We start from the raw sequence: 25316 nt of genomic DNA on the forward strand, positions 1-25316 counted from the left end.
GAACCCCTCATGACGACAACGTCTATCGATAGCGACACGTTAGCCGCTTACCTTCAGCAGATGGAAGCGCTGCTGGCGCTGCAACTCAGTCAGGAACGACGTCAGGAGCTGTTCGTGCAGTTCAGCCGCATCCACGCCATGGCGCAGCCACTGATGGCTTTTCCTCTTGATGAGCATCAGGAGATTGCCGGTGTTTATACGCCAGGAGCTTATACGCTATGAGTTTATACGCCAGAAGCGCGCCCTCATCGTTATCGATTCAACAGATTCAGCAAGGCTTACAGGCCGGAACGTTCTCCGCGAAGGAGCTTGCACAACAGGCGCTGGACGCGATTGAGCAGGCCAACCCCACCATTAATGCCTACACCCATGTCACGGGCGAGCGCATGCTGGCAGAGGCCGAACGTCTGGATGCGAGCCGTCAACGCGGTGAAGCCTTACCGCCGCTGGCCGGTGTGCCTTACGCCGTCAAAAACCTGTTTGACGTTAGCGGTGAAACCACGCTGGCAGGTGCCGAACTTCTCAGCAAGCGCCCGCCCGCGACACAAGATGCCTTTGCCATCCGCCAGCTTGCCAGCCAGGGCGCGCTGCTGTCCGGCATGCTAAACATGGATGCCTATGCCTATGGTTTTACCACCGAAAACAGCCATTACGGCCCCACGCGTAACCCGCTCGACACACAGCGCATCGCTGGCGGATCGTCTGGCGGGTCGGCGGCAGCGGTAGCGGCGGGACTGGTTAATTTCACGCTGGGCAGCGACACCAATGGTTCAATCCGTGTGCCATCGTCGCTATGCGGTATTTTCGGGCTTAAGCCGACGTTTGGCCGTTTATCGCGTCACGGTAGCCACCCGTTTGTCGCCAGCCTCGACCACATCGGCCCCTTGGCGCGCCGCGCAGACGACCTGGCGTTAGTGTTTGATGCGCTACAAGGCCGCGATGAGAAGGACCGTTTTCAGGCCGAACGAGAAACGCAGCAGACGGCCACACAATTAGAAGCGGGCAGCGACGGATTACGCTACGCGGTGCTGGATGGCTATTTCTCCACGTGGGCCAGCGAGGAGGCCAACGCCGCCGTTCGTCAGATCGCACAGGCGCTGGGCGCACAGGACAGCCTGACGCTAACCGATGCCGCACTGGCGCGCAGCGCCGCCTTTATTCTGTCGGCCAGCGAAGGGGGAAATCAGTATCTGCCCGCCTTACGCACGCAGCCTGAACGCTTCGAACCACTGTCACGCGAGCGACTGCTGGCAGGTGCGATGATCCCCGCCGCCTGGTATGTGCAGGCTCAGCGCTTCCGTAGCTATTTCCGTCAACAGACGCTGGCGCTGTTTGAGCACACCGACCTGCTTATCGCCCCGGCGACCCCCTGCTCCGCCAGGCTCATTGGGCAGGAAACCATGCGTATTAATGATACTGATCTGCCCGTCCGCGCCAGCATGGGCATGCTGACACAGCCGATCTCTTTCGTCGGGCTGCCTGTCGTGACGGTGCCGGTGGCGACCGCAAACGGCCTGCCGATAGGCGTGCAGATTATTGCCGCACCGTGGCGCGAGGATTTGTGCTTGCGGACGGCGTGGGCGCTTGAGCAGCAGGGCATCACTTATACCCTAAGAGGAAAGAAAATATGTTGCCTGACGATATTAACCAGCCAGATGTGCTAGCCGATGTGACCGAAGCCTTCTATCGCTACGAGCAAGCCTTAACGAGTAATGACATTGCCGTGCTGGATGCGCTGTTCTGGCACGATGAAAAAACGGTGCGCTACGGCGCGGGAGAAAACCTGTATGGGATCGAGGAAATCCGCGCCTTTCGCCTCGCTCGCCCCTCTGCCGGTCTGGACAGAACCCTGCGTAATACCGCCATCACCACTTACGGTCATGATATGGCCGTCGCCAGCACGGAATTCACCCGCGCAGGCAGCACGAAGATTGGTCGCCAAATGCAAATCTGGGTAAAAATGCCCGAAGGCTGGCGCATTGTCGCCGCCCACGTCAGCCTGATGAGCGAATGAAAACGATAAAAGACACAAGCAAAGCCCGTATGTGCTTGTGTCAGTTGCCCGTCATCGGTTTATCGGACTGATTAGGTGCGTCTGACGCCAGATAATATTTGCTCTCTATAAGCACATATTCACCTGAAGCCAGCTTGCGCTTTACCACATCACGCGCCGCCATTTGCAGTTTTTTCCGGGATAATACCGCCAAGCCTGTACCATCTCTATTTCTCTTTCTGGCGTTGCCTCGCAATTATCAAAACAATTCAACACACCGACTTATAAATGGCATTGTCCATGTAAAAATGACAAATATATTATTCAGAACACTCTCATTTATTGGCGAGAATTGACACTATCATTTCACCCATTATATCTTTGCTATACTGTATAAAATACCGACAGTTATCATAAGTAAAAAATGTACCTGCGTCGGCCTATTCTGGTGTCTATAAGCCCAAAAATTTGATTTATTTACCCTATTATTATATTAGTGAAAATCACTATAAATCGTGGTTTATCCATAATCAGAACAGGTTATATCACCTGCTAATTCATCACGTCAAAATCGACCGATAACGTACTGTTATAAAAAGAATTACCCAACAAATCCAAAATCACAAAGATCACATAAATCATGAAGATAAGACTACGATAATAGCGTTACTGATATCGCCTATATTGGTCTACCGAGACACATCGCTGAGGCAATAAAGGGTTGTCTCAGAATCTGAGTATGATAGGGTAGATTATGTTTAATCATTATCAGGGCTACGTTATAGAATTATAAACGACACAGGAAAACAATAATTTCATGGCAATTAAACTTGAAGTAAAGAATCTTTATAAGATATTTGGCGAGCACCCAGACAGAGCATTTAAACTGATTGATAAAGGCCTGAGCAAAGATCAGGTATTTGAAAAAACAGGGCTTACTGTCGGGGTAAAAGATGCCAGTCTGGCCATTGAAGAAGGCGAGATATTTGTCATCATGGGATTATCCGGTTCCGGCAAATCCACCCTGGTACGCCTTCTCAATCGTCTGATAGAACCCACTCGGGGTCAGGTGCTGATAGACGGTGAGGATATCGCTAAAATATCCGGTTCCGCGCTGCGCGACGTGCGCCGCAAGAAGATCAGTATGGTGTTCCAGTCCTTTGCGCTGATGCCGCACCTGAATATTCTCAGCAACACCGCGTTTGGCATGGAACTCGCTGGCGTGCCGAAAGCGGAACGTGAGCAAAAAGCGCTGGATGCCTTGCAGCAGGTCGGTCTTGAAGCTTACGCCGCGTCTTACCCGGATGAGCTATCCGGCGGGATGCGTCAACGTGTCGGCTTGGCTCGCGCATTGGCGAACGACCCCGATATCCTGCTGATGGATGAGGCGTTCTCCGCGCTCGATCCGCTGATCCGTACTGAAATGCAGGATGAGTTGATCAAACTCCAGTCTCGTCATCAACGCACTATCGTCTTTATCTCGCACGATCTGGATGAAGCGATGCGCATCGGTGACCGGATTGCCATCATGCACGGCGGTGAAGTGATTCAGGTCGGTACGCCCGATGAGATCCTGAATAACCCAGCCAATGACTATGTACGCACCTTTTTCCGCGGTGTCGATATCAGCCACGTGTTTAGCGCCAAAGATATCGCCCGTCGTCGCCCGGTCACCCTAATCCGTAAAACACCCGGCGTAGGCCCACGTTCTGCGCTGAAAATCCTTCAGGACGAAGACCGTGATTACGGCTATGTACTGGAAGGCGGAAAACACTTCATTGGCGTCGTGTCTATTGATTCACTGAAGCAGGCGCTGAAAGAACAGCAGCCGCTAGAACAGGCGTTACTGCCCGAACCTGCTCCCGTGCCCGCAGATATGTCACTCAACGAGCTGATTTCTCAGGTCGCACAGGCTCCCTGTGCCGTTCCTGTCGTCGGCGAAAACCATGAGTACATTGGCATCATTTCCAAAGGAATGTTGCTGCAAGCACTGGATAAGGAAGGAGTAACCAATGAGTAAATCAACCTCAAACCCGTGGGACACCACCACAACACAAAACCAGCACGCCGACCAGAGCGCAACACCTGAACAGGCCAATGGTGCACAGCAACAAAACGACCCGTGGGCGACCAGCACGCAGAACGCGCCAGCCGATTCTGCACCAGCCCAACATAGCGCGATGCCAGATAGCGCCCCCCAGGGCGATCCTTGGTCCACCAGTGCGCCAGCTCAGGATACACCGGCTAACGGCAGCGATGCCTGGAATAGCGCACAGGCTCCTGATGGTTCCGCCGATGCTGCCCATCAGGCTGCGCAATCAGGCAGTGACTGGCTGAACAATGCCGCCCCTGCGACACCCGAGCATTTCAACCTGCTCGATCCGTTTAAGGACACGCTGATCCCACTGGACAACTGGGTCACCCACGGTATCGACTGGCTTGTGCTGCACTTCAGGCCTGTTTTTCAGGGCGTTCGCGTCCCGGTCGATTTTATTCTGGGCGGCTTCCAGCAATTTCTGCTGGGGATGCCAGCGCCAATCGCCATTCTGGTGTTTTCGCTGCTTGCCTGGCAGATGTCCAGCCTCGGCATGGGGGTCGCCACCCTGCTGTCGCTGATCGCCATTGGTGCAATTGGCGCCTGGTCGCAGGCCATGATCACGCTGGCTCTGGTGCTTACCGCACTGTTCTTCTGCGTGCTCATCGGGCTCCCCATGGGGATCTGGCTGGCGCATAGCGAACGAGCCGCGAAGTTTATTCGTCCCTTGCTGGATGCCATGCAGACCACGCCCGCGTTCGTCTATCTGGTGCCTATCGTCATGCTGTTCGGTATCGGTAATGTGCCGGGCGTCGTAGTGACCATCATCTTTGCCCTGCCGCCGATTATTCGCTTAACCATTTTGGGTATTCGTCAGGTTCCGGCCGATTTGATCGAGGCCGCGGAATCCTTCGGGGCCAGCCCGCGTCAGATGCTGTTTAAGGTTCAGCTTCCGCTGGCGATGCCAACCATCATGGCTGGCGTTAACCAAACGCTGATGCTGGCACTGTCGATGGTGGTGATCGCCTCGATGATCGCCGTGGGTGGTCTGGGTCAGATGGTACTGCGCGGCATTGGCCGTCTGGATATGGGTCTGGCTGCCGTTGGCGGCGTCGGGATCGTTATTCTGGCGATTATTCTTGACCGTCTGACTCAATCTCTGGGACGCGATCGCCGCAGCAAGGGCAACAAAAGCTGGTACGCCAGCGGCCCGATTGGCCTGCTGACCCGTCCTTTCATCAAAAAATAGCAATAACGTTCGTCCCGTTTGTCTGGCTCACCTCAGACAAACGGCGACATTCACTATTCGTTTTATCCGTAATATTCATTTTATTAGCAACATTCGCGAATCAACACACGATAAAAAACAGAGGGAATCATGATGCGTAACACCACACTTTGGGCTGCCGCCCTGACGACCACACTGTTGAGTACACACGTTTACGCCGCTGACACCGCACAACCGGGCAAAGGTATTTCTGTTATCCCTGTGCAAAGCACCATCTCCGAAGAAACATTCCAGACGCTGCTGGTCAGCCGCGCGTTAGAAAAGCTGGGCTATGACGTGCAGCCTCCCCGTGAAGTGGACTACAACGTGGCCTACACCTCGATCGCCTCCGGTGATGCGACATTTATTGCCGTGAATTGGGATCCGCTGCATGCCGACCAATATAAAGCCGCAGGCGGGGACGCGAAGTTCTACCGTCAGGGTGAATATGTCTCCGGCGCCGCACAGGGTTACCTGATCGATAAGAAAACGGCTGAAAAATACAAAATCACCAATATTGCGCAGTTAAAAGATCCGAAAATCGCCAAGCTGTTTGATACCAACGGCGACGGCAAAGCCGACCTGACGGGCTGTACGCCGGGCTGGGGATGCGAAGCGGTCATCAATCACCACCTTCCTGCCTATGGCTTAAGCAACACGGTTGAGCATAATCAGGGTAACTATGCTGCGATGATCGCCGACACCATCACCCGTTATAAAGAAGGCAAGCCGATCCTGTACTACACCTGGACGCCATACTGGGTGAGCGACGTGCTGGTGCCGGGACGTGACGTGGTGTGGTTGCAGGTACCGTTCTCTTCTCAACCGGGAGAAATGAAAGGCGTCAGCACCAAGTTGCCTAACGGCGCCGACTACGGCTTCCCGGTTAACAACATGAGAATTGCGGCAAATAAGGAATGGGCAGAGAAAAACCCGGCAGCCGCGAAGCTGTTCGCCATCATGAAACTGCCGATTGCCGATGTGAATGCGCAGAACCTGCGTATGCATGAAGGTCAGGGTTCACAACAGGATATCGAACGTCATGTTGATGGCTGGATCAAAGCCCACCAGCAGCTGTTTGACGGCTGGGTGAAAACCGCCGCTGACGCCGCGAAATAATCCCCTGTAGATCGGCGCCCTTTCCAGTGAAAGGGCGCTTTTTATTGAGGAATAGTAATTACGGCAGGTTAACGATTTCGACCCAATTCGCACCTTTTCCGGTGGGATATTGCCCAATGCGTACTAAATCCCCGTTGTCTTGATTGATGCGATACACCGATAGCGACGTCGATTTTTCACCGCTGGCAATCAGGAATTTACCGCTTGGATCGATCTGAATACCGCGCGGCTGCGTTTCCGTCGGATAGCGCGTAATGTATTTCAGTTGGCCGGTCTTCGGTTCTACCCGCAGCAGCGTAATCGTGCTTTTGGTGCGCTCCGATACGTACAGGAATTTTCCATTTGGCGTCAGACGTAAATCGGCGCTCCAGATCTGCGGTCGGCTGTCGGTGTTCTTTTTATCCGGTGTGATCGTCCCCGCCCGCATGCCTGCATCGGCCGGAACGGTGTCCGTGTAATCCAGTAACGTCAGTTGCCCCGTCTTTTCATTCAGCGCCAGACGCGCGACGTTGCCAGACAGTTCATTGCTCACATAGAGCGTTTTGTTATCTGGCGATAGCACCAGATGGCGCGGCCCGTTCCCCTCCAGCAGTTTAATTTCCGCCGGCTCATTCGGCGTCAACGTGCCCGTTTTCGCATCAAACCGGAACTGAACGATCTGATCGCTGCCCAGATTGCTGGCAAAGACGAACTTATTTTGGTGGTCGGCAATAATACTGTGCGCCTTCTCCCCTGTCGGCACCACCGTGACCACGCTCGCGTTCACCTTGCCGTCTTTATCAATGCCGTTAACCGCGACTTTATTACCACCGTACGAGGCGCTAAGCAGCCATTTTCCGGTGAAATCCATCGAAAGATAAGCCATGCTGTCTGGCAGCTCCGCTTTGCCTAATGGGCTTAGGGCACCGCTTTTAGGATCGATTTTATAACTCACCGCCGAGTAAGGAATGCCGCGCGTGGCCGCATACAGAAACGATTTATCCGGGCTCACGGCCATCGGCATCACTTTCGCCCCTGCGACCACTTTCCCAATAGCGGTCAATTCGCCGCTTTGTGTATTGAGAGTGTAGGCGTCGATGGCGCCGTCAGCGGCCGCCGAGACGTAAACGGCCGTTACCGCCTGCGCCCCCATCGACCACAGCGCTACGGCTGGCAGAAGTGTACATCCCATTAATACTGCAAGGCTTTTTTTCTTAACCACCTGATAATCCTTAAACATGATGTCCCCTGTCGATAATGTGATAGCGATACGCTAAATTAATCCCAGACAAAACGAAATATCCCCGTCAGACATCAGAAGTGTAAAGATATTCTGGCATCTCATTCGGCTCTGCCGGATACTATCGCTTCTGCTTTTAACATCATAAAAACGTTCACACTATGTCTCTTCAGCAACAATCTATGTATGGTCCGCCTCGTTGTTGCAAGAATAAAATTCAATAACGAGGTTGGGTCTGCGCTAATGTATTCGGAGTCTTTGTTGGAGGCTCTCGCCTACCGCTCCACGAATCAGTAACATTCGAAGGTGCTTATTGCCACGCTTACTTATCCCGAGTAATCGGGACTTACCCCGGAGGAATGCTGATGGGGCACTAACCCTAACACCTGTCCAAACCTAGTCTCAGCATAGTTGCTGAGAATGGAGGCGGACCATCGCATTAATCATGTTTAATTATTGACAACATAATTAATCGTTAGTATAAATAAAACATAAGCGCAACAAATAATTAACAAGGATGTTTAATGTGAATAATCTGTCGATCAGGAACCGCGAGCTAATTCCATTAAAAGGAATCAACAGTAATGTTGAATTTATTACTTTTCATGGATTGTCAGATGGAAAAGAGCACATTGCGCTAAAATTCTCCCACAGGGATGGAAATGCAGATCCTTTAGTCAGAATTCATTCTGAGTGTATGACTGGGGATATATTCCATTCTCTTCGATGTGACTGCGGTGAACAATTGACAGAAGCTCTCTCTTTGATGGATAAAAAGGGAGGGATTTTGCTTTATCTAAGACAAGAAGGCCGTGGTATTGGCTTATACAACAAAATAGACTCTTATCAATTACAACGTTCAGGTATGGATACTTACCAAGCGAATATAGAGCTTGGCTTTCCTCAGGATACCCGCGATTTTTCAATTGCCGCTCAAATGTTATATGCCTTGGATGTTAAATCAATAAAACTGTTAAGTAATAATCCAGAAAAAAAGATTCAGCTTGAGTTTCATGGAATTTCGGTTTCTCAACTCATCAATACTGGTACCTTTTTAAACGAATTCAACAAAGATTATTTAACTACAAAAAAATATAAAACAAACCATATTCTTAACGTATAAAGGCATATATACATGTACAAACATACTGCACCAATCAGTGGGGTTGCTACTGCCAAAAATAAATGGATATTGACAGCAGGATATGATAATCGAGTTATTTTATGGGATGCAAATACAAAATCTCCGATTAATCGTGTATTTCATGATCATTTAGTTAACCAGTGTACCTTCAGTCCGTGTGGGAATTTTATAGCCACTGTTAGTAGTGATTATAGTTGCAGAATATGGTCTTTTCCTGAAATGGGTTTAACAGGGATCATCAAATCACATAAAGATGATGTAGAGTCTGCCGCATTTCACCCTGAAGAAAATTTAATTGCCACCTGCTCTCGGGATAGAACAATTCTTATTTCCGATTTCCAAGGAAATACCAAACATCATCTTAAAGGCCATAAGGCTGATGTTATTTCTGTAGAGTGGAGTGCAAATAACAATCTGATAAGTTCTAGCGATGATGGAACAATCAGGGTATGGAACATTCAGACAGGAGAGGAAGTTGAGTGCATTGACCTCGATGAGGTCGAAACTGACACTATCGTTATTGCATCTTGCGGAACTATTTATGCTGGCAATGATAACGGCGAAATTATTACTATTTCCCAAGGTAAAATAAAAACCACTCCAGCACATGAAGCGGGGATAAAACGCCTGATATACGATAACAATAGAGAAGTTATTGTTAGCCTGAGTTACGACCGAAAAATGAAATTATGGCGCCGGTATGATGGTGGGCTTGAGAATTATCACACAACAGATTTGCCTTCTATCATTTGGCCACGTTCCTGCGCATTTTTGGATGAAGACAACCTTGTTTTCGCATCATTTGGTGATAGCTATGCTCAATACAATATTTCCGAAAAAAAATGGCAACTAAGGCATATCAAGCCGACTCATGGACTGAATGCTGTTCAGTTATTAAACGGGAAGTTATGGAGCGTGGGTGATGCAGGAACTGTTTTCTGTGAAGAGAACAACGTTGCTGAGATGGGCAGTTTATGCAATTTCCTATGTGAGTTTAAAGGAACATTGCTAACGGGTGGTCAGATGGGAACTTTATTTGACGCAAGAACAGGGGAAGTGGTTTATCAGCACCATTCTCCACTTAATTGTGCATATAGTTCTAGCGGGGATAATTCGTTATGCGTGGTCGGTTCTTACACAGGAGAAGGTATTATTCTCCGTGAAGTGAATAATCGCATCCAGGTCACTGATATCGTCAGCCTTCATCAGAATGCAATTAAGGGTGTTGCCTTGTCAGACTCACTCATATTTTCTGTCTGTGCAGATTCGGCAGCGGCGTTTCACAAAATATCAGATTTAAGCTGCCATAAATACATTCCCAAAGCGCATGACAAGATAGCTAATGGCTGTGATGGAACGAATTCAGGAACGTTTGTCAGTATAAGTAGAGATCTGAAATTACGTGTTTGGAACGATGAGAAAGCAACGGCAATTGAGACACCAAGCCAGAATTCAATCAAGTGTGTAGCACTGAGCAAAAATAATAAATACATAGCCATCGGTAATTACACCGGTTGGGTAGGTATTTATGATTTAACGTCAGAAAGATGGTCTTATTGGCATCGTCGCTCTTTTTCCGGTATTTCAAGCATTAAATCCACTGCCGATAATTTTGTTTTTTCAACATATGAAGGCATATGTGAATATGTAATATCGGAATAATTACGTGATGAGCCAGTTACCGAAAAACCTAACTTTGACGGGAATAGTGACAGAGCACGCGGAGTTTTTAGATAAGAAAATCAACGCGCTTAATTCCCGAGAAGCAATGGGGTTGCCTTCGCATATCTGTATGAGCGAACTGGATAACCTCGGTTCAGATTATCAATCACTTGCACCAGTAGACATCTCTTCTCTGGTTGCCATCACTGCGGATAAAAATCGTACCTTTAGAGAAAGGTACGTAGCAGGAAATTTGTTAGCTCTGAAAGGTGATCCACGGGTCAGTGTTTATGAGCCAGAAATGATAACGCTGCCTGCAGCAGATGTAGAAATTGGGTTGCCTGAAAACAGGGTAAAGGGCGTGGTAGAACTTTTCAGCCAATATGGTGTGGAAGAGGACTGGATAAGAAAGGAATGTCCCGTACATACCGTTAGACTAGAGTCTTTTGCATTAGGAAAATTTTGCGTCACTAACTGGGAATATCATTGCTTTCTTATCGATACTGGCCACAACGAACTACCCGATCGCTGGCCGTTCGGGATATATCCTCACCAACGCGCAAACTATCCGGTCTTCACCGTTTCGTTTGAAGCAGCAACCGCTTATACAGAATGGTTGAGCCGCAAAACAGGTCGATGTTTTCATTTACCCTCTGAAGCACAATGGGAATATGCAGCTTCAGGTACAGATGGTCGGGAATATCCATGGGGAAACGAGTTCCATGCTGGCTACTGTAACTCTGTTGAAAGCGGCATTATTGATGCAACACCTGTCGGCATATTTCCTCATGGTACAGGGCCGTTTGGACATTTGGACATGGCAGGCAACGTTGAGGAATATACCGCAGGTGGTTACAAACCTTACGGCGGTTATTCAGAAATAAAAGATGATCTCTGGATTACGCAGGGAAGTGATTATCCAGTCTCACGCGGCGGAAGTTTCACTCGATTTCGTGATCTTTGCAGAACACGTAGGCGTCACGGCAGATACGACTCGGAGCTTTACGCAATGGGTTTCCGACTGGCTGAAAAAATAGCATAACAAGGAATGTAAAATGAATATTCAAAACAGACTGTTACGTATTTTTTACTCAGATAATGAAATTATCTGCTCTGATGTTAAGGGACGCTTGCATAAATTCGATGTTGAACTTAACTTGATCTGCTCATCACCGGCGTTAGGTTTTAATAAACCCATCAATGCTGTTGTATTACATAGCGATTATATTTTTACCAAAGATCGTTTTGGAACTGTTGGAAAATGGGATCGTAGTACCCTAGAACCAATCGATTTTTATCAGGCAGAAAACTTATGCGACAGAGAAAAATTATTTGAAGATGAAGAACCATCCCCATCGCCAAATAGAGCTATCGCTATTTTAAATAATCGCCTTTATACTAACAATGGATATGGTCAAATCGTTGTAATCGATATCCATAATTTTAGTTTGTTAGATATTAGAGAATCACCTTCTTCATCATTTTTCGATGCCATATGTGTCGAAAACGCAGGTATACATGCACTTTCTGATGTAGAAGGAAATGTTTATATAGGGAACATTGAAGAAAACAGCTTCCCGATAAAAAGAAAACTCGACAACAATGTTATTCATGGCGTTATCTATGATGAGAAACATGACCGTTTTTGCACCACACAAGATGGCGGATTAGGTGATGATGAATGTGTGCATACGGGTATAATATCAATAGATAAAGACGGAGAAAACATCAAGGAATTCAAAATATCCCATGAAGATAACGAATTCATTTGTTTTTCTCATGATTATGAAAAAATATTTATTGGTGGTTTTAACGGTAAAATATCTGTTTTCGATAATAGTGAAAAAGACTTTAAACTTGAAAAAGTATTTGGCCCTCTGGAATTTCAAATAATACATGCATCTGTAGACGAAAAAAATAACATCTATGCATTACTTCAAACTGGAGATATATTTAAATTAGATTTGAATGGGAAGATCGTCAACCGTACCCATTTTTCTAACAAATGCATCTGGATACTTGAGCCTCATCCAAATGATGAACACTGCCTTTATGCTGGAACCGACGCAGGAGTAGCTATATTTTCGTGGGAAAATGGGAAATTTGATAGTATTCAGCTTCATCAAAGAACACATCATCGACACGGCTTTGGCATAGTCAAAGATGTTAAGCCGCTAAACGACGGTTCTTATATCGGTATAAGCCGGAAAGGAGATTTTTTCCGTTGTACTCAGGAAGGACACATCATGTGGATTAAAAAAGTGCATGGTGTTCCTAGAGGCTTGGCTGTCAACTGTCAACAATCTCGATGCATGCTCTCTTCAGATGCCCATGTTGTGTATGAATTTGATGTTAAAACTGGAGACTTATTAGATACTATTAATATTAACGGCCCTTCTTACGCCTGCGCCTATACAAAAGAAGGTCTGCGAATTTTTACATGTGACTTTCATCAACAGATTATATTTATGCCTGGTGATTCACAAAAAATACTGGGTTCCATTAAATTAGAATCTCGCCTGAAAAGGTTAATTACAGATAAACATGGACATCTCTTCGTTACAGGACCTGGCGGAGTCTTTGAAATTGACACCGTGAATATGGCAGTAAAATCAGAAGCTGGAGAGTTCCTTGTTAGTACTAAAGAAACCTGTGTTTATTGTAATGATTATATCTTTGCAGGTGGTTATGGTTATCAGGTTGGTGTTTATCAATATAGCGATGGTGAGATCGTCGATCTTGAAGAAAACCTACCTGATTATACTAAAGCTTTTGCAGCCTTTCCCGGTGATGATGAGGAAGTTATATTATTTGTCGGTGGCAGAGGCGGCTTTATAAATACCTATCGAGTTCGCTCTGGAAAATTACATAAAATTAGAGAAACCTATGTTTCCTAATTCACGTCGAGGCCTCGACCTTGACACCCACTGCCAACCTTGTTGGTTCACTTAAATCAGGAGAATATACGATGACTAAGCCTAAGCGCCGCATTGTTCAGTCTAAAGGCTAATTCTTTAGCAACGGTTTTATTGACGTTATAGCCGAGGTGGCGAAAGCCACCTCTCAAGGAGACTGTCGTGAATTCAATATTTCACAATTCAAGATTTACGGCATGGGCTATTGGATTAGCTTTTGACCGACTAGGTAATGCAATGTATATGGTGGCTTTGCCTCTTATGGTCTACCATATGACATCGTCCCTTAAGAATATGGCGATCGTAACTGCTTGTCAGTTTTTGCCACGAATTTTCCCAGGGATTTATGTCGGAAGCATGGTTGATATATCCAATAAAAAAAATATTTTTTTTATTTCCCTGCTTCTACAATGTTTTATCGGAATAATCATTGCTACTCTTTACAGCATGCAGTTATTGCCATTCATTTTACTATGCATCCTTGGCGCGATGACAAGCGTCTGTTTTGAAATATCACGTACAACTGAAATGACACTTGTTCCGGTTATATTCGCCAAAGAACGGGTGAAAGCCACCACAGCCCTAGCATCAATCCATACCGCAATGTTCATGGTTGGCCCCTTACTTGGTGCCCTATTGCTTAAGTATTTTAGTTATACATCACTACTCGTGCTGAATGCACTCACGTATCTTGCCCCTATAATCGCTAATTATTGGACGAAAATTCCTTCTCTTCAGTCTGTCCAACACCGGACGAAAGGGCTGAGAGAAAAACTGACACTAACTAATCATTCACTTAAAGAATCTCTCGCTACGGTGCGTAGTAGCAAAGCCTTGAAATTGCTTATGATGTTTATCACCTGTATCACGCTAGCAACGGGTGGACTGGAGTTATTAATCATCTTTTACATTAAAAATAGGCTCCACGTAAGCGATCAATTCGCCAGCTTGATGTATGCAATAGGGGCTGTCGGAATGTTTCTGGGATCGATCCTTGTTCCTCTGTTTAGGAAAATAAAAAGAAAAATTTTCCTTTTTATAACATTGTTAATGATTGCAGGCGGGATTTCACTTTTTCAGATTGGTTCCATACCAGCTCTGATATCAGGTCAATTACTTATATTTATGGGAATATTCGCCTGTAGTGTCACACAGGATCTGATAATTCAAGAAAGTGCGCCCCCCACAATGTTGGGAAGAATCAGCGGTATTTTACGTATTATTAATAGTACGATGATATCCCTATCTACGTTTTTTCTTACCTCCCTTACAGCATTTCTAAGTTTTAAATACATAGCCTTGATCGTGATACTCTTGGTTCTGTTAGCACTTATTTTAAGCCAAAATCCGCATTTTTCTTCCACACATTATGAGCACAGCGAGCACCACAATGAATAACTATGTCATTATCAGCGGAAGTACCCAACAAAAAAGCCAATCATCTCGGCTGTCAACGGTGATAAAATCGCTGATCGATACCATTGATATTGAGTCAAACATCGCACTAATTGACTTGGCAGCAATCAAGCATCAGGAATGGAACAAAGAGTTCTGGGGCGACGAGATTCCTTGCCCTGAATGGAAAAAAACATCTGCCATTCTGGCGAAAAGTGACGCTATTATTTTCGTTGTACCAGAGTGGCACGGAATGATTCCACCCGCATTAATGAACCTATTAATTCTATCTGAACGTAACGAGCTTTCGCATAAACCGGCCTTAATTGTCAGCGTTTCTTCCGGTAATGGAGGCGCTTATACGGTTGCGCAATTTAAAGGCTTTTATTCCAAGAATAATAGACTTTGCTTTATCCCCGATCATGTCATCATCCGTAATATTCGAGATAAAGAATTTGATGGTGATAAGAATAGCGCTGAAGACTATGAACGCTTAACGTATTCTCTCAGTATACTTAAGGCTTACATCCCCGGACTGGCTCATGTACGTCAGTGCGGTGTTCTAGATTATGATACCTGGCCTTATGGGATGTGATCGTATGCTAAATTCTAAAGACTATAATATGGTGATAGAGCAGGCATTCCAGCAGCATTATACCGAACAATCCGATGTCTGGACTACTGACATTGGCATGCGTATTCTGCCGTTACTGATACAAGGGAAACTTCGCTTATCCGAACACAGTAGAGTATTGGACATCGGTTGTGGTAGCGGGCTTGATACCCTTATTTATAGTGAACTGAGTAGTCAGGTGACCGGAATAGATATCTATGCTCATCCTGAATGGCAGTCGATACAAGAACAATTTTATAATATCACTTTTTATCGCGCCAACTTTCTTCAGCATCCTATAGATGAATATGATCTTGTCATTGACAATGGCTGCTTTCATCATCAGGCAAATGAAAATTTGTTGACCTATCTATTAAAAGTAAAGGAAATACTGTCAGATAATGGTCACTTTGTTCTTTCGACATTTTACGATCCAACGACACTGACGTATGTAGACAATTATGAAAGAATACACCATTATTTTAGCGATCAAGATATTGAACAGAGACTAAATAGTGCAGGATTTAATATTATGGATACAATTTATATCTATAGAAAAAGGTATAAGAATTACTATAGAATTTCCTTTTGCAAGAAGATATAGCAATAAATAGAATGTTATTCTAATAAAAAATAAAGTGGCGATATTATAGTCGTAACTCTGATACAGCTCGTCCTAAATTATCGATGAACAGAATCATCCAATCAGGTTGGTAATTTTCACTGGCTCAGACTCGGCAATATCCCTTAAGTTAATAACCGTCTCAAAAACAACCTGATGGTACCCAACTTAAACGCGCTCAGAAAAGACAGCCTTCCTGTCTTTTCTGAGCGCATAGCAAGATGACGCTTCTCTTTCAGTACCGCAAAGCAACACTCAGCTACCGTTTGCGACGCACTCATTTGAGACCGTTGCAAACAAAAAAATTTCGCCCGGAATCATCACGTCCGTTTCGCAATAGCGTGAAATTCCGGTAACGCTTTGCTAGTGTTATCGATTAATTCCCTTTAAGTACAAAAAATATCAGGCCAGTGAATACATTAACCACCGCTACACCGAAAAAATCGGCGTCTTTTAGCGAAGGCGTCTTTGACAGTCTTCCGATTGTTATCGGCTACATGCCCGTGGCATTCGCGTTTGGCATGAATGCGGTCAAGTTAGGATTTACGCCGCTGGAAGGCATTTTTCTCTCCTGCATCATTTACGCCGGCGCCAGCCAGTTTGTTATCACTGCCCTGCTCAGCGCCGGCATGTCCATCTGGGTGGCGGCCTTGACCGTCATGGCGATGGATGTTCGCCATGTGCTGTATGGACCGGCGTTACGGCATCGCATTGCACAACGACTGCCAACCCGAAAAACGGCGCTCTGGGCGTTCGGCCTGACGGATGAAGTCTTTGCTGCCGCCGCGACCCGGCTGGCGAAGGATAACCGCCGTTGGTCAGAAAACTGGATGATGGGCGTGTCACTGCTCGCCTGGCTCTCGTGGGTGCTCGGTACGGTGATCGGCGCCGTGTTCGGTAACGGCCCATTGGATGACTACCCTGCCGTCGAAGCCGCGCTGTCTTTCATGCTGCCCGCGCTTTTCCTCAGCTTTTTACTCGCCTCTTTCAAGCGCAAACAGAGCCTGGTCGTGGCTTGCGCACTAGGCGGTGCGCTGCTGGGATTGCTGCTTTCCTCCATTCCAGCCGCAATACTGCTCGGCATTCTCAGCGGCTGTCTGGCTTCGCTGGTTAACCCCGCCACGCCACAGGTGAACACATGAGTACGGAAGTCATTCTTATCGGGCTGATTGTGGGGGGGGTGAACTATCTCTTTCGTTATTTACCTCTGAGACTCAGCACCTCACGCGCTTCCGGCTCGTTGCAGCGCGGTAAAAAAGCGCTGTTGCTTGATAGCATCGGCATTGCTTCTATTTGTGCGCTGCTGATTGTTTCCAGCGTGCCGGATATTCTCGCGCATCACGAAAAGCTGCTGCCAACGCTGGTCGGTTTTGTGACGCTGACGGCCTGTTTTTATAAAACCCACAGTATCGTCTTATCGACGTTACTGGGCGCGCTGTGCTATGGAATTGCGTTTAAGCTGCTTTGAATTCGCAGTCTGGATTATCAAATAACATTTTGATTTAAATAAAGTAAACGGCGAATTATTCCCAATGTACGCTATTCTTCGTTTACTTTCTGTCACAGAAATAAGCACAATTTCCCACCTGAATACCGTTTACCCAGTTAGTAACATTAGTTACTATGTACCCCGTGATTAATGAGGTTTATATAAAAAATGCACAGTTCATTCACTCCTATAGAACAAATGCTCGACCTGCGTGCTTCACGTAAACCAGGATTCCCACGTCAAGAAGTCTTAATATTGCGCCTTTTCATGCATGTCCAAGGCAAAATTCTGGAACACAGAAACAGAATGCTGAAGGATCAGGGCATCAATGAAACCCTCTTCATGGCATTGCTGACGCTGGAGTCTCAAGAGTCTTATAGCATTCAGCCTTCCGAACTCAGCGCAGCGCTAGGGTCATCACGCACCAATGCAACGCGTATCGCTGACGATCTGGAAAAAAGAGGCTGGATTGAGCGACGCGAAAGCAGCAACGACAGACGCTGCCTGCACCTGCACCTGACAGAAGAAGGCAAAGCTTTTCTCGGCGAACTGATTCCACCACAGCACCGCAGTCTCCATGTGCTTTGCTCGGCACTTGAGTCCAGTGAACAAACTCAGCTTGAAGCCCTGATGAGAAAGCTTCTGGTTCGGTTGGATGAAATGGACGACCTCGATAACCTATAACGTCGATATTCAATAGTGTCGACAGTCAATAACATCGATAGTCAATAACAGCAGAAAACAACAACAAAGCATCATAGTCGGCACCTTTTTCACCCGGAATGACCCGATACATACGTATCGGGCAGGTGAATTTTGCTGCGAAAAATACGTATGACCTTTCCGCTGTCGCACCGTGCGGCTTAGCAAAACAGCAATCTCACGCTCCGGGCAAAGCGATCTGAAAACGCCCCCAAGCGGCACAACAAGATGAATTCGTTTCGACTATCGCCAGGCTGCACAGTCTGGTGCGGATAGCCGACACAAAGAGAATAAAAAGAGAGAGAACAGCATGAGTGAAAGTGTGGAAAATCAGGTACCGAAAACGCCACAAAGAAACAAGAAACAACAGCGTAAGCGCGTGCTATCGCTGCTGACGTTTATTTTTGTCGTGCTGGGCTGTGCCTGGCTGGGTTACTGGTTCCTGGTGCTCAGGCATCACCAAAGCACTGACGATGCCTACGTCGCAGGCAACCAGATTCAGATCATGGCGCAGATCAGCGGCAGCGTCACCCATGTTAACGTCGACAATACCGATTTCGTTAAGCAGGGACAGGTACTGGTGGAGCTGGACCCTACCGATGCTCAACAGGCATTTGAACGCGCGAAAACCGGGCTGGCCAACAGCGTGCGTCAGACGCACCAATTGATTATTAACAGTAAACAGTATCAGGCCAACATTGAACTGCGCCAAACCGAGTTGAACAAGGCACAAAGCGATTTGAGCCGCCGGGAAGCGCTGGGCAGCGCCAATGCCATCGGGCGTGAAGAAGTGCAGCATGCTCGTGATGCCGTCGCGACCGCCAAAGCCGCGCTGGAAGTCGCCAGACAGCAATATCAGGCGAATCAGGCGATGATTCTGGATACACCGCTTGAGAAGCAGCCTGCTATACAGCAAGCCTCTGTAGAAATGCGCGATGCCTGGCTGGCGCTACAGCGCACCAAAATCGTCAGTCCGATTGACGGTTATGTCTCACGCCGCAGCGTACAAATTGGCGCGCGTATCTCTCCGACGTCAGCGCTGATGGCCGTGGTGCCCGCCAATCACCTGTGGGTCGATGCTAACTTCAAAGAGACACAGCTAGCTAATATGCGTATCGGCCAACCGGCTACCGTGGTCGCAGACATCTACGGTGATGATGTCGTGTACCAGGGAAAAGTAGTCGGTCTCGATATGGGAACCGGTAGCGCGTTCTCCCTGTTACCCGCCCAGAACGCAACCGGCAACTGGATCAAGGTCGTTCAGCGCCTGCCCGTCCGTATTGAACTTGATCCAAAACAGGTCGCCGAACATCCGTTGCGTATCGGCCTGTCCGCGCTGGTTAATGTCGATACTGCCAATATAGAAGGCAACGCGCTAGCAGAAACCTCACGCACCACGCCAGCCTACCAAAGCGATGCGCTGACGCTGGATCTCACCCCTGTTAACCAGGACATCAGCGCCATTATTCAGGCGAACGCCGGTTAATCGGGCAGGAGAGAAACGTGCAGAGAGAACCGCTTAAAGGTGCCAGTCTGGCCTGGATGACCGTTGCTCTGTCGCTGGCAACGTTTATGCAGGTGCTGGATTCCACTATCGCCAACGTCGCTATTCCGACCATCGCCGGTAATCTGGGTGCGTCCAACTCGCAGGGAACATGGGTCATCACCTCGTTCGGGGTCGCTAACGCCATCTCCATCCCTATCACTGGCTGGCTGGCCAAACGGTTTGGTGAAGTCCGCCTGTTCCTGTGGTCAACGGCGCTCTTCGCCCTGACGTCCTGGCTGTGTGGTGTATCCACCAGCCTGGAAATGCTGATTTTCGCCCGCGTGTTGCAGGGGATTGTCGCCGGGCCGCTGATCCCGCTGTCACAGAGTCTGTTGCTCAGCAACTATCCCCCCGCGAAACGCAGCATCGCTCTGGCGCTGTGGTCAATGACGGTGGTCGTCGCGCCGATCTGCGGCCCGATTCTGGGCGGTTGGATTAGCGACAACTATCACTGGGGCTGGATATTCTTCATCAACGTTCCACTCGGCATCGCCGTGGTGTTTATTGCCATGCAAACGCTACGCGGGCGAGAAACCAAAACCGAGATCAAGCCCATTGATACTATCGGGCTGGCACTGTTGATCGTCGGCATCGGTAGCCTGCAGATGATGCTTGACCGCGGGAAAGAGCTGGACTGGTTTAACTCGACGGAAATCATCACCTTAACCGTGGTAGCCGTGGTCGCGATAGCGTTCCTGATTGTCTGGGAACTGACAGACGATCACCCAGTGGTGGATTTATCGCTGTTTAAGTCGCGCAACTTCACCATCGGCTGTCTGTGTATCAGTCTCGCCTACATGTTCTATTTCGGGGCGATCGTACTCTTGCCGCAGTTGTTGCAGGAGGTGTATGGCTATACCGCCACCTGGGCCGGGTTGGCGTCCGCACCCGTTGGGCTGATGCCGGTGGTGCTGTCGCCGATTATCGGTCGCTTCGCACCGCATCTGGACATGCGCAAGCTGGTGACATTCAGCTTTATTATGTATGCCGTCTGTTTCTATTGGCGTGCGTACACCTTCGAGCCGGGCATGGATTTCGGCGCATCGGCCTGGCCGCAGTTCGTTCAGGGGTTTGCCGTCGCCTGCTTCTTCATGCCGCTGACGACCATCACGCTGTCGGGGCTTCCGCCGGAGCGGCTGGCGGCAGCATCGAGCCTGTCGAACTTTGCCCGAACGCTGGCGGGTTCGATCGGGACGTCGATTACCACCACGCTCTGGACACAGCGTGAATCGCTGCACCATGCGCACCTAACGGAATCGATCACGCCGTATAATCCCATCGCGCAGGAAACGTATCAGCAGCTTCAGGCGATGGGAATGAACCAAACACAGGCCTCGGCTTACATCGCAGAACAGATTACCGCGCAGGGACTGATTATCTCCGCCAACGAGATCTTCTGGGCCGCTGCTGGGGTATTTCTGGTGCTGCTGGTGCTGGTCTGGTTCGCTAAACCGCCCTTTACCACCGGCGGTGGAGGCGGTGGCGCGCACTAGTTCGTTCGCAATCTGTCTTTCCCCTTCCGTCAACAGCGGGCCGAAGGGGAACTTTCTTTTATCATTCCCACCTTTTCTGATTAATCAAACGCCCTTAATCCTGATAGCACGGTAGCGAATAACGATTTACAGATTCGGGATAAACATATTTTCACATTCCGATTACAATGCGCCTCTTTTTATTCGGGGATGAGTGGTTCTGCTATGTCACAGGTTTTACATTTCATTTTGGCAACGGCGGCAATTTTTTTGCTGGCGTTGCTCGTCAGCCACGACAGAAAACGCATCCGTTTGCGTTTTATTGTGCAATTGCTGGTGATTGAAATCTTGCTGGCCTATTTCCTTTTGCATTCCAGCATCGGGCTGGATGCGATTAGTTCCTTTGCCGGGTTGTTTGAAAAACTCTTATCTTTTGCTAATCAAGGGACCGACTTTGTGTTCGGCGGAATGAACGCACAGGGCTTATCCTTTATCTTCCTCAATGTGCTCTGCCCTATCGTGTTTATTTCCGCGCTGATCGGCATTTTGCAGCACTGGCGAATTTTGCCTTTGATTATCAAAGGTATCGGCACGCTGCTGTCTAAAGTCAATGGGATGGGGAAACTGGAGTCGTTTAACGCGGTGAGTACCCTGATGCTCGGGCAGTCGGAGAACTTTATCGTCTATAAAGGCATCATCGCCGACATGTCGCCACGGCGGATGTACACGATGGCCGCGACGGCGATGTCGACCGTTTCGATGTCGATCATCAGCGCCTACATGACCATGCTGGACGCCAAATACGTGGTTGCGGCGCTGATTCTGAATATGTTCAGCACCTTTATCGTGCTGTCGATCATCAACCCTTATCAGCCTGACGATGAGCCAGAATTGAAGCTGGAAAAGCTGCATGAAGACCAAAGCTTCTTTGAAATGCTGGGAGAATACATCCTTGCTGGTTTTAAAGTCGCGATGATTATTATGGCGATGCTGATCGGCTTCGTGGCCTTGATTGCCGCCGTCAATGCGCTGTTCAGCACCGTTTTCGGTATTAGCTTCCAGGCGATTATGGGCTATGTCTTTTCACCGCTGGCGTGGCTGATCGGCATTCCGTCTTCCGATATCCTGAACGCGGGCAGCATCATGGCGACCAAGCTGGTGGCGAATGAATTCGTTGCCATGATCGAATTGAAGAAGATCGCCGCAGAGATGTCGCCACGCGGACTGGGCATTTTGTCCGTGTTCCTGATTTCCTTCGCCAACTTCGCGTCAATCGGCATTATCGCGGGCGCTATCAAAGGGCTGAATGAAGCACAGGGCAACGTGGTATCACGCTTCGGCCTGAAGCTGGTTTATGGTTCTACGCTGGTGAGCTTGCTGTCTGCGGCAGTGGCGGGACTGGTGCTGTAGCCCTGTATCATAAATAGATAGGTTAAAAACCATCATACTAATGACAGAGTCACATATTAGGGGAAACACGGGGATGAGGTTCCCGCAGGGATGCCTCACCTCGTGGTAGCCCCGAGTATCTCGATCTCATCGCGATGATTTTTGACAATATCATCAGCCCCTGAAAAGGGGCTGATGAAGAATCAGAAAGCGACGCAGACGGGTGCATCGATCCGCATGACGGATTCCTGCGCGAAACGTGATTTGTAAGTGGTGCGCAGCGCTTCAATATCACGCTCTTTATCGGAACCATGAATCAGCATCAGCGCTTTGCTGTTTTCCCGGGCAACAACCCCATCGTTCCCCAGCCATTGCCCTTTGGCATCAAATACCGTCAGCCCCTCTTTAAAGCGTGGCGTCACCTCGCCATCCAGAAACGCTTTCCACTCGGCATCGGAAATCACCGGGCCAGCAGGACGATTCAAACCAAAATACAGCGTGGTCTGTACCTGCTTGTCGCCAATCTTACACGCCTCAGCGACCGGTGCAACGGCAACCGCGGTGGATGAGCGCGGTAGCGAACTGCAACCGCTTGCCAGCAATGCGCCTAACAACAACGATACCGCGATAACATTCTGCTTTTTCTGCTTCATCAATCGTTCTCTCATCCGTGGTTACGCCTTCTCAGGGGGGAATTCCCCCTGAAAGCCAACGTGCAATGATCAGGCCTGATTCTGTCGCCACCATTCGGACAGCAAAATGCCCGTTGCGACCGAAATATTCAGACTTTCAACCTTACCAGTACCGCCGATAGAGACTTTCACATCCCCCTGTTGCCAGGCGCTATCAGACAGACCATCCCCTTCCTGCCCCAGCACGATCACGGTTTTCGCCGGAAGCGTCGCCTGCGACAATGCCGTGCCTTTATGACTGGATGTGGTCACGATGGTGTAGCCAGCGCGACGGAATTCCGCCAGCACGGACAGGAAATCGTCAGCGTTAATCGCTTTAACGTGTTCCGCCCCGCCTTCTGCCGTACGCACGGCCGCACCGGATTCCAGCAGCGCCGCATCCTGCACCAGAATACCTTTTACGCCGAAATGCGCGCAGCTGCGCATAATGCCGCCGAGGTTGTGCGGGTTACCCACATCTTCCAGCGCCAGTACACAGTCGTGCTCACCCGCTGTTTTCAGGTACTCACGCACATCCATGCCCTGACGCTTTTTAATCAGGAAGCAGACGCCGCCGTGGTGTTCAGTACCGGAGGCCTTAATCAGCTCTTCCTCTTCCACAACGTGGTAAGCCTTGCGGTTTGCCGCCATCCAGCGCAGTGCATCGCGGAAACGCGGCGTCACTTCTTGCAGGAACCAGGCGCGAACAATCACCTCAGAACGGTTTTTAAACAGCGCCTGACAGGCATTCTCGCCGTAAACACGTGTTTCTTCCTGACGCTGGCGACGCAGTTGCTCAGGATCGATCTGGCTTTTGCCCGTAATACCGCCGTGATCCGGCGTTTCGCTGTCGCCCGGCGCACGAGACACGGTTTTCCACGGGGATTCATACCCCCCAGTTTCTTCACCACGCGGACGACGAGGACGATCGCCGCTGCGTTCGTTACGATCTTTATTGCCCCACGGCGTTTTATTACTCTCGCCGTCGCGGGACGGATTTTCCCGGGCATAGCGCGGGTTAACGTCGCGCGGATGCTTCGGCTTTTCACGCGGATCTCGTGAACCGCCGCCATCACGCCGATCGCCACGACGAGCTTTGTCAACTGGGCGCTTGTTTTTATTCTCTTTCTCGCCCTCATCATCACTGCGGACGTACATCACACGGACTTTGCCGCTTTTACTATTGAATGAATCGCTCATTGTTTTCTCCACCTACGCGCTGGGCGCGAAGATTACCTTATGTACACCCGCTTAGCCACACGCTTGTGGTAAAAGAGCGCTAACAGTCAGAAGCTATTGTAGCTATTGGGCAAACCACGTTGTTGCCATCATGTCTCCCCATCATAATTTATTCACTTTTAAGCAACATGCCGTTGACTTTCCAATGCCGTATTACGCGCATTTTATCAGCGACATCTCTATTTTAGCCCTTTTATCTGAGGCCCTGTTATGAATACGGTATGTGGATCTTGCCAAACAACCAATCGCTTGCCAGAAGCGCGTGTTGATGACCACGCCAAGTGTGGCCGTTGCGGAGAAACCTTATTCAGCGGCGAAATTATCAATGCTACAGAAGCAACGCTGGATAAGTTGCTACAGGACGATCTGCCGGTTGTCATCGATTTCTGGGCACCCTGGTGTGGCCCCTGCGTCAACTTCGCCCCTGTATTTGAAAGCGTCGCACAGGAGCGCAGCGGGAAAGTTCGCTTTATTAAGGTCAATACCGAAGCCGAACCGGCACTCAGCACGCGTTTCCGTATTCGTAGCATTCCAACCCTCATGATCTTCAAACAGGGGCAAATGGTCGATATCCTCAACGGCGCGCTGCCAAAAGCACCGTTTGAGAGCTGGCTGGACGAGTCGCTGTAAAACGTTGCCGCTGTAAAACGTTATAGTGGGAACGTGGGCATAATTGCTCGCGCCTCTTTTGGTCAACCCGCCTGTCGATTAGAATGTCGCCTTTCTGAACCTGCTTCCCAATAGTGAAAACGAAGCAGGTTCGTTGCAGAATCTCATGGCGTCACCTATTTCATGATCAACCATCCTTTAATGGTCAACCGTCC

General features: G+C 48.8%; 24 protein-coding genes and 1 pseudogene. 20 read left to right on the plus strand and 5 right to left on the minus strand.

Features of this window, described 5'->3' with window-relative positions; all coding sequences use genetic code 11:
• Nucleotides 1-9 precede the first annotated feature (9 nt).
• The 3 genes from hpxX to hpxZ are packed head-to-tail and all read left to right on the plus strand — an operon-like array spanning nucleotide 10 to nucleotide 2014.
• A complete protein-coding gene (hpxX, locus tag O1Q74_RS15500) occupies nucleotides 10-222 on the plus strand; it encodes an oxalurate catabolism protein HpxX (protein ID WP_271874531.1) in 213 nt (70 codons plus the stop codon).
• The gene (locus O1Q74_RS15505) at nucleotides 219-1664 is read left to right on the plus strand and encodes an AtzE family amidohydrolase (protein ID WP_271874532.1); all 1446 of its coding nucleotides are present in this window, start codon (nucleotides 219-221) and stop codon (nucleotides 1662-1664) included. The genes hpxX and O1Q74_RS15505 overlap by 4 nt, the downstream gene beginning before the upstream one ends.
• Complete coding sequence (gene hpxZ / locus O1Q74_RS15510) at nucleotides 1628-2014, plus strand: oxalurate catabolism protein HpxZ (protein WP_271874533.1); 387 nt, start codon at nucleotides 1628-1630, stop codon at nucleotides 2012-2014. The genes O1Q74_RS15505 and hpxZ overlap by 37 nt, the downstream gene beginning before the upstream one ends.
• Before the next feature lie 40 nt (nucleotides 2015-2054).
• On the opposite strand, the gene O1Q74_RS15515 is transcribed toward hpxZ, so the two are convergent.
• Nucleotides 2055-2207: a hypothetical protein gene (locus O1Q74_RS15515; RefSeq protein ID WP_271874534.1), complete on the minus strand. Its 153-nt coding sequence runs from the start codon at nucleotides 2205-2207 to the stop codon at nucleotides 2055-2057.
• Between the two features lie 603 nt (nucleotides 2208-2810).
• On the opposite strand from O1Q74_RS15515, the gene proV reads away from it, so the two are divergent.
• The 3 genes from proV (at nucleotide 2811) to proX (ending at nucleotide 6414) form a co-directional block, all read left to right on the plus strand.
• Nucleotides 2811-4013 carry a glycine betaine/L-proline ABC transporter ATP-binding protein ProV gene (gene proV / locus O1Q74_RS15520; RefSeq protein WP_271874535.1) on the plus strand — a complete coding sequence of 401 codons (1203 nt, stop codon included), beginning with the start codon at nucleotides 2811-2813 and terminating at the stop codon, nucleotides 4011-4013.
• Nucleotides 4006-5277, plus strand: a complete 1272-nt coding sequence (proW, locus tag O1Q74_RS15525) for a glycine betaine/L-proline ABC transporter permease ProW (RefSeq protein ID WP_271874536.1) — start codon at nucleotides 4006-4008, stop codon at nucleotides 5275-5277. The genes proV and proW overlap by 8 nt, the downstream gene beginning before the upstream one ends.
• Before the next feature lie 132 nt (nucleotides 5278-5409).
• On the plus strand, nucleotides 5410-6414 hold the full coding sequence (proX, locus tag O1Q74_RS15530; RefSeq protein WP_271878954.1) for a glycine betaine/L-proline ABC transporter substrate-binding protein ProX: 1005 nt from the start codon (nucleotides 5410-5412) through the stop codon (nucleotides 6412-6414).
• A gap of 58 nt (nucleotides 6415-6472) precedes the next feature.
• Here the strand turns inward: proX and O1Q74_RS15535 are convergent, their stop codons facing one another.
• Both O1Q74_RS15535 and O1Q74_RS15540 read right to left on the minus strand, forming a co-directional pair.
• Nucleotides 6473-7633: a lactonase family protein gene (locus O1Q74_RS15535; RefSeq protein WP_271874537.1), complete on the minus strand. Its 1161-nt coding sequence runs from the start codon at nucleotides 7631-7633 to the stop codon at nucleotides 6473-6475.
• A gap of 279 nt (nucleotides 7634-7912) precedes the next feature.
• Nucleotides 7913-8016, minus strand: a pseudogene (locus O1Q74_RS15540) (transposase); the annotation flags it as partial.
• Nucleotides 8017-8150: 134 nt separating this feature from the next.
• Here O1Q74_RS15540 and O1Q74_RS15545 point away from each other — a divergent pair.
• From O1Q74_RS15545 to O1Q74_RS15605, 13 genes are all read left to right on the plus strand, one after another.
• Nucleotides 8151-8756, plus strand: coding sequence for a GTP cyclohydrolase II (locus tag O1Q74_RS15545; protein WP_271874538.1), 606 nt, complete (start codon nucleotides 8151-8153; stop codon nucleotides 8754-8756).
• Between the two features lie 12 nt (nucleotides 8757-8768).
• Entirely contained in the window at nucleotides 8769-10439 is a 1671-nt protein-coding gene (locus tag O1Q74_RS15550; RefSeq protein WP_271874539.1) for a WD40 repeat domain-containing protein, read from the plus strand.
• Nucleotides 10440-10446: 7 nt separating this feature from the next.
• Complete coding sequence (locus O1Q74_RS15555) at nucleotides 10447-11481, plus strand: formylglycine-generating enzyme family protein (RefSeq protein WP_271874540.1); 1035 nt, start codon at nucleotides 10447-10449, stop codon at nucleotides 11479-11481.
• Between the two features lie 13 nt (nucleotides 11482-11494).
• Nucleotides 11495-13336: a WD40 repeat domain-containing protein gene (locus tag O1Q74_RS15560; RefSeq protein WP_271874541.1), complete on the plus strand. Its 1842-nt coding sequence runs from the start codon at nucleotides 11495-11497 to the stop codon at nucleotides 13334-13336.
• Between the two features lie 180 nt (nucleotides 13337-13516).
• Nucleotides 13517-14752 (plus strand): MFS transporter, encoded by a 1236-nt coding sequence (locus O1Q74_RS15565; RefSeq protein WP_271874542.1) that lies wholly within the window; start codon nucleotides 13517-13519, stop codon nucleotides 14750-14752.
• A complete protein-coding gene (locus O1Q74_RS15570) occupies nucleotides 14745-15344 on the plus strand; it encodes an NADPH-dependent FMN reductase (RefSeq protein WP_271874543.1) in 600 nt (199 codons plus the stop codon). Before O1Q74_RS15565 ends, O1Q74_RS15570 begins: the two co-directional genes overlap by 8 nt.
• Nucleotides 15345-15348: 4 nt before the next feature.
• On the plus strand, nucleotides 15349-15966 hold the full coding sequence (locus O1Q74_RS15575) for a class I SAM-dependent DNA methyltransferase (RefSeq protein WP_271874544.1): 618 nt from the start codon (nucleotides 15349-15351) through the stop codon (nucleotides 15964-15966).
• A gap of 428 nt (nucleotides 15967-16394) precedes the next feature.
• A complete protein-coding gene (locus O1Q74_RS15580) occupies nucleotides 16395-17126 on the plus strand; it encodes an AzlC family ABC transporter permease (protein WP_271874545.1) in 732 nt (243 codons plus the stop codon).
• The gene (gene ygaH, locus O1Q74_RS15585) at nucleotides 17123-17452 is read left to right on the plus strand and encodes an L-valine transporter subunit YgaH (protein ID WP_271874546.1); all 330 of its coding nucleotides are present in this window, start codon (nucleotides 17123-17125) and stop codon (nucleotides 17450-17452) included. The genes O1Q74_RS15580 and ygaH overlap by 4 nt, the downstream gene beginning before the upstream one ends.
• Nucleotides 17453-17641: 189 nt before the next feature.
• Nucleotides 17642-18157 (plus strand): transcriptional repressor MprA, encoded by a 516-nt coding sequence (gene mprA / locus O1Q74_RS15590; RefSeq protein ID WP_271874547.1) that lies wholly within the window; start codon nucleotides 17642-17644, stop codon nucleotides 18155-18157.
• Nucleotides 18158-18485: 328 nt separating this feature from the next.
• The gene (emrA, locus tag O1Q74_RS15595) at nucleotides 18486-19661 is read left to right on the plus strand and encodes a multidrug efflux MFS transporter periplasmic adaptor subunit EmrA (RefSeq protein WP_271874548.1); all 1176 of its coding nucleotides are present in this window, start codon (nucleotides 18486-18488) and stop codon (nucleotides 19659-19661) included.
• 56 nt (nucleotides 19662-19717) lie between these two features.
• Entirely contained in the window at nucleotides 19718-21214 is a 1497-nt protein-coding gene (emrB, locus tag O1Q74_RS15600) for a multidrug efflux MFS transporter permease subunit EmrB (protein ID WP_442953144.1), read from the plus strand.
• 204 nt (nucleotides 21215-21418) lie between these two features.
• Entirely contained in the window at nucleotides 21419-22603 is a 1185-nt protein-coding gene (locus O1Q74_RS15605; protein WP_271874550.1) for a NupC/NupG family nucleoside CNT transporter, read from the plus strand.
• A 182-nt stretch (nucleotides 22604-22785) separates the two neighbouring features.
• On the opposite strand, the gene O1Q74_RS15610 is transcribed toward O1Q74_RS15605, so the two are convergent.
• Both O1Q74_RS15610 and O1Q74_RS15615 read right to left on the minus strand, forming a co-directional pair.
• Nucleotides 22786-23235: a DUF3574 domain-containing protein gene (locus O1Q74_RS15610; RefSeq protein ID WP_271874551.1), complete on the minus strand. Its 450-nt coding sequence runs from the start codon at nucleotides 23233-23235 to the stop codon at nucleotides 22786-22788.
• A gap of 69 nt (nucleotides 23236-23304) precedes the next feature.
• On the minus strand, nucleotides 23305-24453 hold the full coding sequence (locus O1Q74_RS15615) for a tRNA/rRNA methyltransferase (RefSeq protein WP_271874552.1): 1149 nt from the start codon (nucleotides 24451-24453) through the stop codon (nucleotides 23305-23307).
• Nucleotides 24454-24702: 249 nt separating this feature from the next.
• Between O1Q74_RS15615 and trxC the strand changes: the two genes are divergently transcribed.
• Complete coding sequence (gene trxC / locus O1Q74_RS15620; protein WP_271874553.1) at nucleotides 24703-25122, plus strand: thioredoxin TrxC; 420 nt, start codon at nucleotides 24703-24705, stop codon at nucleotides 25120-25122.
• Nucleotides 25123-25316: the final 194 nt, after the last annotated feature.

This window comes from Pectobacterium sp. A5351 (genome assembly GCF_028335745.1).
Lineage (GTDB): Bacteria > Pseudomonadota > Gammaproteobacteria > Enterobacterales > Enterobacteriaceae > Pectobacterium.